Annotated in this window: 8 protein-coding genes and 2 tRNA genes; 4 read left to right on the top strand and 6 right to left on the bottom strand. The window is 44.9% G+C overall.

Annotated elements, in window-relative coordinates:
• Positions 1–178: 178 nt before the first annotated feature.
• On the bottom strand, positions 179–1,069 hold the full coding sequence (ilvY, locus tag MMA19_RS26405; RefSeq protein ID WP_124940473.1) for an HTH-type transcriptional activator IlvY: 891 nt from the start codon (positions 1,067–1,069) through the stop codon (positions 179–181).
• A gap of 145 nt (positions 1,070–1,214) precedes the next feature.
• On the opposite strand from ilvY, the gene ilvC reads away from it, so the two are divergent.
• Entirely contained in the window at positions 1,215–2,699 is a 1,485-nt protein-coding gene (gene ilvC, locus MMA19_RS26400) for a ketol-acid reductoisomerase (RefSeq protein ID WP_006075378.1), read from the top strand.
• Between the two features lie 122 nt (positions 2,700–2,821).
• Here ilvC and MMA19_RS26395 read toward each other — a convergent pair whose 3' ends face one another.
• From MMA19_RS26395 to MMA19_RS26380, 4 genes are all read right to left on the bottom strand, one after another.
• Positions 2,822–3,073: an accessory factor UbiK family protein gene (locus tag MMA19_RS26395; RefSeq protein ID WP_006075379.1), complete on the bottom strand. Its 252-nt coding sequence runs from the start codon at positions 3,071–3,073 to the stop codon at positions 2,822–2,824.
• A 113-nt stretch (positions 3,074–3,186) separates the two neighbouring features.
• Positions 3,187–6,303, bottom strand: coding sequence for a multidrug efflux RND transporter permease subunit (locus tag MMA19_RS26390; protein WP_031493888.1), 3,117 nt, complete (start codon positions 6,301–6,303; stop codon positions 3,187–3,189).
• Between the two features lie 11 nt (positions 6,304–6,314).
• Positions 6,315–7,421, bottom strand: coding sequence for an efflux RND transporter periplasmic adaptor subunit (locus tag MMA19_RS26385; protein ID WP_006075383.1), 1,107 nt, complete (start codon positions 7,419–7,421; stop codon positions 6,315–6,317).
• Between the two features lie 18 nt (positions 7,422–7,439).
• Positions 7,440–8,021: a TetR/AcrR family transcriptional regulator gene (locus tag MMA19_RS26380; RefSeq protein ID WP_198558546.1), complete on the bottom strand. Its 582-nt coding sequence runs from the start codon at positions 8,019–8,021 to the stop codon at positions 7,440–7,442.
• Between the two features lie 177 nt (positions 8,022–8,198).
• On the opposite strand from MMA19_RS26380, the gene rep reads away from it, so the two are divergent.
• The gene (rep, locus tag MMA19_RS26375; RefSeq protein ID WP_240207774.1) at positions 8,199–10,217 is read left to right on the top strand and encodes a DNA helicase Rep; all 2,019 of its coding nucleotides are present in this window, start codon (positions 8,199–8,201) and stop codon (positions 10,215–10,217) included.
• 53 nt (positions 10,218–10,270) lie between these two features.
• On the opposite strand, the gene MMA19_RS26370 is transcribed toward rep, so the two are convergent.
• Positions 10,271–10,684, bottom strand: coding sequence for a cytochrome c5 family protein (locus tag MMA19_RS26370; protein WP_031493886.1), 414 nt, complete (start codon positions 10,682–10,684; stop codon positions 10,271–10,273).
• A 295-nt stretch (positions 10,685–10,979) separates the two neighbouring features.
• Between MMA19_RS26370 and MMA19_RS26365 the strand changes: the two genes are divergently transcribed.
• Together MMA19_RS26365 and MMA19_RS26360 are read left to right on the top strand one after the other, a co-directional pair.
• Positions 10,980–11,056: transfer RNA gene (locus tag MMA19_RS26365), tRNA-Arg, on the top strand.
• 29 nt (positions 11,057–11,085) lie between these two features.
• Positions 11,086–11,158: transfer RNA gene (locus MMA19_RS26360), tRNA-His, on the top strand.
• Positions 11,159–11,160: the final 2 nt, after the last annotated feature.

The raw sequence follows: 11,160 nt of genomic DNA, 5'->3' as shown, positions 1-11,160 counted from the left end.
TCTCCACCCCTGCCATATTCAAAGGCTCTGACTTAGGTCGGAGCCTTTTTTGTTTTCGCTTTTTCAAAGCGATGTGTCGGGAGTTGGGTCGCCAGCCCGGTCAAATCTCTCCAACCCTGCCATATTTGAAGGCTCTGATTTAGGTCAGAGCCTTTTTCGTTTTTGATGATTATTCATGCTAAGGCTGGATATACACTTTTTCAGCCACTTTCCAGAAAGCTGAGAGCAATTGATTCTCTAGATTAGAGCGTTTACATACCACGCCAAGTTTGAATGGTTTAATAGGCTCTAGTTTTAAGCGTTGAATTTTATCTCGAACTGGGCTGTTTACGATAACTACTTCCGGAGCAATTCCAACGCCACATCCCAGTGCAACCATACTTACAATTGCCTCATGTCCTGATACTTGAGCGTATATATTGGGTTTAATGCGCATTTTTTTAAACCACGCATTTGCTCGCTCTCGTGCTGTTCCTGCTTCGGGGACAATGAATGGGATCTTGTTCCAATCAGGCAGCCCTTCGGCTAATTCCAAGCCAAAACTACTAACACCAACAGGGGCTATTACAGAGAGTGGTATGTCACTGATCGGCTCAAACTCTAATCGAGCAGGTAACAGTTCTGGTAATGCTGAGATGGCTATATCGGTTTCATCGCTGAGGACTTTATCTATAGCTTGTGCAGGATCGCCAGTAGAGAGTTCGAACTCGATATAAGGGTAAAGCAATCTAAACTCGGCAAGTAACTCTGGAAGGTGGCTGTAGCTCGCGGTAACGGAGCAAAACAGTCGAAGCTTACCTCTCAGCTCATTCTCGCCATGTTGGCTTTCTGATTGGAACTGTTGCCATTCACTAACGATATTTACAGCAACAGGGAGCAGTTTTTTTCCTGCTGGCGTGAGTTCGACAGAGCGGTTATCGCGCAAGAACAAGTTTTGATGAGTATCTTGTTCAAGCTTTTGGATCTGTCTACTGAGGGCTGACGCACTGATATGCATTGCCGTTGCGGTTTTATTGAAGCTTTTACTCTCACATAAATGGATAAAAGCTTGGAGACTTTTAATATTCATAGTACTAAAGATATCTGTTGTTGCATTATTTGCAATGACAAATTGTGAATATATCACTTTAAGCAATTTCGACTCTGCATTAGTATGAACTCATTCGATGATAACCATCGACACTACGGACAGAATTCAACAGGAGAGCCCCACTATGGCTAACTATTTCAATACTCTTAACTTGCGTGAGCAATTGGACCAACTAGGTCGTTGTCGTTTTATGGATCGTTCTGAATTTGCTTCAGAAGCGGATTATCTAAAAGGTAAGAAAGTAGTCATTGTTGGTTGTGGTGCTCAAGGCCTAAACCAAGGCTTGAACATGCGTGATTCTGGCCTAGACGTGTCGTACGCACTTCGTCAGGCAGCAATCGATGAGCAGCGTCAATCGTTCAAAAACGCAAAAGATAACGGATTCGTTGTTGGTAGCTACGAAGACCTAATCCCTCAAGCTGACCTAGTTGTTAACCTAACTCCAGACAAACAGCACACTAACGTGGTAGAAACGGTAATGCCGCTAATGAAAGAAGGCGCATCTCTAGGTTACTCTCACGGCTTCAACATCGTTGAAGAAGGTATGCAAATCCGTAAAGACCTAACGGTTGTAATGGTTGCACCTAAGTGTCCAGGTACTGAGGTTCGTGAAGAGTACAAGCGTGGCTTTGGTGTTCCGACTCTTATCGCTGTTCACCCAGAGAACGATCCTCAAGGCGATGGTCTTGAAATCGCTAAAGCATGGGCAGCAGCAACAGGCGGCCACCGTGCTGGTGTTCTAGAGTCTTCATTCGTTGCTGAAGTTAAATCTGACCTAATGGGTGAGCAAACTATTCTTTGTGGCATGCTACAAGCAGGTTCAATCGTATGTTACGAGAAAATGATTGCTGACGGTATCGACCCAAGCTACGCAGGTAAACTACTTCAGTTCGGTTGGGAAACTATCACTGAAGCACTGAAATTCGGTGGCATCACGCACATGATGGACCGTCTATCTAACCCTGCGAAAGTGAAAGCGTTTGACTTGTCTGAAGAGCTAAAAGACCTAATGCGTCCGCTTTACAACAAGCACATGGATGACATCATCCAAGGTGAGTTCTCAAGCACTATGATGGCTGACTGGGCAAATGATGACGTAAACCTATTAGGCTGGCGTGCAGAGACAGCTGAAACAGCATTCGAAAACTACCCTGCGTCTGATGTAGAAATCTCAGAGCAAGAGTACTTCGACAACGGTATCCTAATGGTGGCTATGGTTCGCGCAGGTGTTGAGCTAGCGTTTGAAGCAATGACGGCATCTGGCATCATTGATGAGTCTGCATACTACGAGTCTCTACATGAGCTACCACTAATTGCAAACACGATTGCACGTAAGCGTCTATACGAAATGAACGTAGTAATCTCAGATACAGCTGAGTACGGTAACTACCTATTCGCTAACGTAGCAACACCACTGCTTCGCGAGAAGTTCATGCCATCAGTAGGTACTGACGTAATCGGTAAAGGTCTAGGTGAGACATCTAATCAAGTTGATAACGGCAAACTAATCGAAGTAAACGATGTTATCCGCAATCACCCTGTAGAGTACATCGGTGAAGAGCTACGTGGCTACATGACAGACATGAAGCGTATCGCTGTAGGTGGCTAAGCCGACCAAATAAAAATCAGATAATAAAGTAAACACAACATAGCAAAGGGGGCTACCAATTGGTAAGCCCCCTTTTTTTGTCTATGCAATTTGGCAATTTGCGAATACCGCAAAAAAAGCGATTACTTATCCGCTAGCTTTTGCTCTAGATCTGCTAGTTTTTGTTCCATCTCTGTCAGCTTTTGACGAGTGCGCAGTAGCACTTGAGTTTGCACATCAAACTCTTCACGGCTAACGACGTCAAGCTTATTCAATTGGCCTTGAATGACTTGGCGTACTTTCTGATCAACATCCGCACCAAGTTCTTTCACTGGTTGAGGCATTGAGTCGTGAATTTGCTTAGCAATCTGTTCAAGTTTCTTTGGATCAAACATGTCTGGTAACTCCTTAAGTGATACTTCTTATTCTATGTAATCCGATAAAGAAAGTCGTTATTTGAGCTAATAAAAAAGGCCACATTGTGGCCTTTTTCTAATTAGTCTTCACCTTAAGAGCGATTTTCTCGACAAGCTGCTGAAGCTGCGTCAACTCGAGCTATCTTCTCTAGGTCTTTGTCTTCAACAAAGACTGGTAGAGGTTTGTGCTTCTCTGCTAGGTAAGTATAAATTACCGGAAGAACAAACAGAGTAAACAGAGTACCAATAGCAAGACCCGCTACGATTACGATACCGATGCTAAAGCGCTGAGCTGCACCTGCACCTGTGGCGTACATCAGTGGGATTAGACCTGCAATCATCGCCGCGGTCGTCATCAAGATAGGGCGAAGACGAACTTTCGCCGCTTCCATAACTGCTTCCATTCGGCTCTTCTTGTGATTCAGCTGCTCTTCTTTCGCTACTTCACAGATAAGGATACCGTGCTTGGTGATAAGGCCGACCAAGGTAATTAGACCCACCTGTGAGTAGATGTTCATGGTGGCTGCACCCCATGCCAGAGCAATCAGAGCACCACATATCGCCAGTGGTACCGATACCATGATAACGAATGGGTCTTTGATGGACTCGAACTGGATAGCCAGTACCAAGAAGATAATCGCCAGAGCTAGACCAAACGTTGCGTAAAGCGCGCTTCCTTCAGTTACGTATTGACGAGCTTCACCCATATAATCATGGTTGTAGCCACTTGGTAGCTTGTTCTCTGCTGTTGATTCAAACCAAGCAATCGCATCACCCATTGCTACACCTGGAGCTGGAACAGCACCAACAGTGGCTGAGTTTAGCTGGTTGAAGTGAGGTAGAGAGCGAGGCTCTGCCACAACATCAATAGAGATTAAGCTGCCTAGTGGGATAGCTTGGCCATCATCAGAACGAACAAAGTACATGTTCATCGATTCTGGGTTTAGACGATATTTACGCTCAACCTGAGGGATAACCTCATAAGAACGACCATTGAGGTCGATACGGTTAACGTAACCATCTGCCATCATCGCACTCAGCGTGATACCAATATCTTGCATGGTTACGCCATAAGCGCCCGCCATATCTTTGTCGATATTGATTTTCATCGTCGCTGAATCGTAGTTCAGATCCAGTGTTGAATAAACAAACTGAGCATTCTTTTGTACGTCAGTCCAGATATCAGTCGCAATCGTAAACAAGCTTTCGAAGCTGTTAGGTGTGGTAATAACAAACTGAATCGGAAGACCTGAACCTGCGCCTGGTAGCTCTGGCATCTGGAATGCTGTTACAGCCATACCAGGTACATCAGCCACAAGCCCACCTACTCGGTTAGCAACTTCTGCTTGGCTCGCTTCACGCTGGCTCCAAGGAACCATAGAAGCAATACCAAATGCTTGGTTTGAGTTAGGCACACCAGTGAACACCTGAGCGAACGCCACTTCTGGCTGATCAGTTAGGATTTTGTTTACGTCGTTCATGGTGTTTTGCAGGTAGTCTAAGTTTGCGTTAGACGGTCCTGTACCCATTAACATCACCACGCCTTTATCTTCCGATGGAGCCAGTTCACTTGGAATGAACTTAAACAGCATAGGTAGAGAAGCAAACACGATGACGGCAAACGCAATGATCACAGGACGGCGCTGCATTACCGCGCCAAGCATTTTTTCATAACGTGATGTCATGCCGTCTAGTACGTGATGTACTTTTTGTTCAAAGCGGTTTGGTGTCTCGTTGGCTTTAAGCAGCTTCGAACACATCATCGGTGATAGCGTTAATGCGATAATGCCTGATACAAATACCGACCCCGCCAACGTTAATGCGAACTCCTTAAATAACGAACCCGTGATACCACCCATTAACGCGATTGGCGCATATACGGCACCAAGCGTCAGCGTCATCGCAATAACTGGTACCGCAATTTCACGTGTACCAATAATGGCAGCGCGGAATGGGGATTCACCAAGCTTGATATGACGGTCAACGTTCTCAAGAACAACGATCGCATCATCTACTACCAGACCGATAGCCAGTACCATAGCCAGTAGTGTCATTAGGTTCCAAGAGAAACCAATCGCCTGCATTACCATTGCCACACCGATCAACGATAGTGGAATTGTCACGATAGGGATCAGTACTGCACGGAAAGAGCCTAAGAACAGAGTTATAACCACAAGTACGATAAGTGCTGCTTCAAGAATGGTCTTGATAACCTCTTGAATCGATTCGTTGATCGCAACCGTAGAGTCATACATCACGTTCATTTTGATGTTGCTAGGCAGGTTCTTCTCAAGTTGTGGAAGAAGCTGAAGTACATCTGCAGCAATGTTGATCGGGTTAGCACTAGGGGCCGCATTGATCGCAGCTACTACGGCTTCTTGACCATTAGCACTTGCACGGTAAACGTCATGGCTCTTCTCTAACGTTACTTTAGCGATATCACCTAAGCGAATCACTTGTCCATCTTTAGAGCTCACTACAAGGTGTTTCAGCTCTTCAGTGTTTGAGACCTGAGTATCGGCACTGCCGTTGTACAGCACGAACTCACCCGTAGCCTGACCAGTTGCTGACTGGTAGTTGTTGGCATTGAGGACATTCATGATGTCAGAGGCTGTCATTTTAAGCGCGGCCATTTTTAGTGGATCTAGCCATACGCGAAGCGCGTATTTCATGCCACCATACATGTCGACCTTAGATACACCGTTTACGGTGAACAGCTGCGGGTTAATTACACGCTCTAAATAGTCGGTAATCTGGCTCGAAGCTAGCTCGTCACTGGTAAAGCCGATATAAAGTACCGCCGTTGTTGAGCCAGTAGACATAGTCACCGTTGGGTCTTCTGCTTCTTTAGGAAGCTGAGAACGAACAGAGTTGGTTTTAGCCAATATGTCTGAAAGCGCCGCATTAGGGTCGGTATTTAGCTTCATGTTCACAGTGATGGTCGACTGACCAAGGACTGACTGTGACGTCATATAGTCGATATTATCGGCTTGAGCAACGGCCTGCTCCAATGGCTGGGTAATAAAGCCCTGGATTAGGTCAGCACTCGCGCCGTAATAACTCGTGGTTACGGTAACCACGGTATTCGTCATTTCTGGGTATTCACGTACCTGCATTTTGAACACAGCTTGCAGACCAAGCAGGGCTATCAAAAAGCTGATCGATACCGCAAGAACAGGACGTTTTATGAAAACATCAGTAAAACGCATTTTGCCTCCAATTACAGCATCGGTGTCTCAGCCGGTGGTACTGTCGCATCGCTTTCTACCACTTTGACCTTGACGTCGTTACTTAGGCGAACTTGACCAGATGTAACGATGACATCATCTGCTTTCACGCCTTCTAGAATATGAGCGATATCGCCTGTGCGTTCACCCACTTTAACTACTTGCTGTTTAACGCGTTTCACACCATCAACATCTTCAACGACATAAACATTGTCACCGTATAGGGTGAATGTAATCGCCGTTTGTGGAAGGGTTACTTGGTTTTCAAGTTTAGGTAGGATGATATTTGCACGTGCAAACATACCGCTACGCAGCTTACCGTCGTTGTTTGGAATGTCCGCTTGAACTTGAATCAAACCACTTTGGATACTTACCGCAGGTTCAATCGCACTGATAGAGCCCTTAAACGCTTGGTTTGGATACGCATCAACGAAGATGTCTACATCTTGACCAATAGAAATACGAGAGAAGTCAGTTTGTGGAACCGTAAAGCGCAGTTTCATTAGGCTAGTATCTTCTAAGCGTACAATATGATCGCTTGGTTGAAGGTATTGACCCAAGAACACGTTACGAATACCAACAACACCACCAAATGGCGCTTTGATTTCACGACGGTCAATTTGAGCTTTCAAGCTTTCAATATCAGCAGATAGAGAGAAGTAACTAGCCTCCGCTTCATCATAAGATTCTTTTGAAATTGAACCTTTCTTATAAAGACCTTGGTAGCGCTTGTACTTTGCTTTTGCTGCAGGAAGGCGAGCTTCTGAGCTTTTAAGGTTGGCTTTCTCTACATCAGAATCAAGAGAAACAAGGAGTTGACCTTTTTCTACTTGAGAGCCTGACGCGAATGAGATATTGCTGATAACGCCACTGGTTTCAGAAGTTAACGTCACACCTTGGTTTGGTTCCACAAAACCAATAGCTTCGATAACCGGTACCCAATCAACAGGTTTCACGGTTGTTACGGTGACTGGAAACTCAGGCTCCGGGCGGTTTGCTAAATATTCAGCGATTTTCTGTTGCTTAAACAGATTGAAACCTATCACGCTGCCAAATAGCAGAACGGCGATAAGTAGCATGAAAAATGTCCACTTTTTCATTCTAACGAGAACTCCACATTAGTGTTTTATTATTGCATCCCAACTGGCTTCGATAGCTGCATCTAGCGCATCGTCATCCAGTTGATATAGACCCAGAGCATGCTTACGTGCAAGCGATACACTTGCTTCTAAGCTTAGTCCAGATAGGATTTCATTATCGAGGTTTTTAAAAACCCCTTGTTTCTTTCCTTCTGTGAATAGGTTGTCAACTTGGGCAAACATTTTTCGTTCTTGTTCCCTAGTTGTATAACAATTTTTCGAAGGAATAGAGTCATATTGAGCACGAGTTTTCAACGAATCGATGTTTGAAGCTGCGACGTGCCAGATATTGAGCCACATCTTACGATACTGCTCTTTCAATGGTTGGTCGGCTCCTACACCTGCTTGAACGGCTTTGGCCATGCGTGATACCACGTAAAGCCTCAATTCTTCTAACAGATGGTCTTTGTCATCGAAATATCGATATATCGTGCCAGCTGCAACGCCGGCCTCATTGGCCAGTTTCTGCATTGATACGCCTTGAATCCCTTTTTCCGCCACCATTTTTTGTGCCGCTTCGAGGATTTGTAGTCGTTTATCACTGGTATTCATAGTCGTCATAGCCATCCGATAGATAGTGAATGAACGTTCATTCATTATAAAACAATTGAGGTATATTTACGCAACTTATTTTTAATCACTATTCTATAAAAGTTAAAAAATCCTACGGAGCGTGGCATTGTCAGCATTAGCAGTCTATTATGTGCGCGTTACAATTCGTGAGTAGTGAGCACACCAATGAAGCTAAATCCGCAGCAAGATATGGCGGTAAAATACGTCTCTGGTCCATGTCTGGTTCTTGCCGGTGCTGGGTCGGGCAAAACCCGCGTGATAACTAATAAGATAGCGTATCTAGTACAAAGCTGTGGTTATAAAGCGAGAAATATTGCTGCCGTAACGTTTACCAACAAAGCTGCACGTGAAATGAAAGAGCGTGTAGGACAAACCTTAGGTAAAAATGAATCCAAAGGTCTTATGGTTTCCACCTTTCATACCATGGGACTCAATATTATACGTCGCGAGTATAAGGCGCTTGGGCTCAAAGCTGGTTTCTCCCTGTTTGATGATCAGGACCAAATGGCGCTACTCAAAGAGTTGACCGAACAACAACTCGATGGCGATAAAGACCTGCTGCGTTCATTGCTTGGCGCTATTTCTAACTGGAAGAACGACATGCTGACTCCAGAGCAGGTAAAAGGCTCAGCTCGTTCAGAGCAAGAGCAGCTATTTGCGCACTGCTATGAAATGTATCAAGTACAAATGAAAGCGTATAACGCGCTCGACTTTGATGACTTAATTGCTCTGCCCGTTATTCTGCTAAAAACCAATGAAGAAGTTCGTACTCGTTGGCAAAAGCGAATTCAGTACCTGTTGGTCGATGAGTACCAAGATACCAACACTAGCCAATACGAATTGGTTAAGTTGCTAGTGGGAGAGCGTGCGCGTTTCACTGTCGTAGGGGACGATGATCAATCTATCTACTCGTGGCGCGGCGCAAAGCCTCAAAACCTGATTCTCCTGAACAAAGACTTTCCAAGCCTCAAAGTCGTGATGCTTGAGCAGAACTATCGTTCAACCAGTCGTATCTTGCGTGCGGCCAACATCTTGATTGCTAACAACCCGCACGTGTTTGAGAAATCGTTATTCTCAGAGATCTCTGACGGTGAAAAGCTCAAAGTACTCAAAGCCAAAAATGAAGATCATGAAGCGGAGCGCGTGACGGGTGAATTAATTGCGCATCGATTCGTGAATCGAACTGAATATCGTGATTACGCCATCTTATATAGAGGCAACCACCAGTCACGACTTATCGAAAAAGTCTTGATGCAAAACCGCGTGCCTTACAAAATTTCCGGCGGTACTTCATTTTTCGGTCGTGCTGAAATCAAAGACATCATGGCGTACCTGCGAGTTTTGGTAAATCCTGATGACGATAATGCTTTCTTACGTATCGTTAATACGCCTCGTCGTGAGATTGGTCCTGCTACGTTGGAAAAACTGGGTAGCTACGCCAATATGCGTGGAAAAAGTTTGTTCGAAGCTAGCTTTGAGTTGGGTTTGGAGCAGCACTTATCTGGGCGTGGCTTAGAGAACTTACGACGATTCACGCAGTGGGTTGTGACCATAGCTGATAACGCAGAGCGCGGTAATACAGTTGAAGCTGTGCGTTCATTAGTTCGCGACATCAACTATGAAGATTGGCTCTATGAGACCTCTTCCAGTGCTAAAGCCGCAGAAATGCGCATGAAGAACGTTTCTGATCTTTACTCATGGATTGTCGCAGATTTAGAAGGCGATAATTATGATAAGGAAGAGAAGTCATTAAAAGAGGTCGTTCAACGGCTCACGCTTCGAGATATGATGGAGCGCGGAGAAGATGAGGACGACAGTGATGCTGTTCAGCTAATGACACTGCATGCCTCGAAAGGTCTTGAGTTCCCTTATGTTTATCTTATTGGTTCTGAGGAAGGCATTCTGCCACATCAAACCAGCATAGATGAAGATAACGTAGAAGAAGAAAGGCGACTAATGTATGTAGGCATTACTCGTGCCCAAAAAGAACTCACCTTTACTATATGTAAAGAGCGAAGACAGTATGGCGAACTGATTAAGCCAGAACATAGTCGATTCTTAGATGAATTGCCGTTTGATGATGTCGAATGGGAACAAGCAAAAAAAGCGGTGTCTGCAGAAGAACGAATGCAAAAAGGTCAGGCACACATTGCTAATATTCGGGCAATGTTTAATAAGAAGTAAAAATAAACAAGGGGGCTGAATCAGCCCCCTTGTCGATCATTGAGTTCGTGACACTATAGTCCGGCAATCATATGCTCGATAGCATCAACGATTTCTTGATCAGAACAGTCCATACAAGAGCCTTTTGCTGGCATCGCGTTGAAGCCATTAATTGCATGGTCTTTAAGAACGTCTTTACCTTGAGCAATACGAGGTCCCCAATCGGCAGCGTCACCCGTTTTAGGTGCGCCACTAACGCCAATGGAGTGACACGCAGTACAGAAGGTGTTGTAAACGGTAGCGCCATCACGTGGACCGGTAGGTTCAGCAACCACAGGCTCACTACCTGCTAAGTAAACATCACCCACTGGTTTAATACGCTCTGCGATAGCGTCATATTCTTCTTGGCTCACATCCGCTGCGAAAGAGGCAGTAGAAAAAGTTAGTGCAGCGAACAACACTGTTAAGATTCGACGAGACATATCCATTAAACTCACTTTACTATCCAACAAGGTAGCAAGTCGGTGCTTGCTATTCATTTATACGATTTATTCTGCTTGCTGACTTAACGACTGTTAAATCAATGTAAACATTGGGTGATTATATCCTGTTAACTTGTTGCAATAAACCACAACTTTTCAGCTTCACGGGGTGAATCACATCGTAAAGCCACTATTTATTGCTTCAAAGTGCTGAAAAAGACAACAAACGAGAAAAAAAGTTGAAAAAGTACTTTACGACATAGTGTGATATACGTATTATTCCCATCCGCCGATAGGGCATGCGCCCGTAGCTCAGCTGGATAGAGCGTTGGCCTCCGGAGCCAAAGGTCGAAGGTTCGAATCCTTTCGGGCGCGCCATCCGGATAAAATATTGGCAAAACATAATGGTGGCTATAGCTCAGTTGGTAGAGCCCTGGATTGTGATTCCGGTGGTCGCGAGTTCGAATCTCGTTAGCCACCCC

Origin of the sequence: Vibrio sp. CyArs1 (genome assembly GCF_022432925.1) — a bacterium.
GTDB lineage: Bacteria > Pseudomonadota > Gammaproteobacteria > Enterobacterales > Vibrionaceae > Vibrio > Vibrio mediterranei.
Note: the sequence above shows the minus strand (reverse complement) of the source record. Positions and strands in the feature narration are given on the sequence as shown.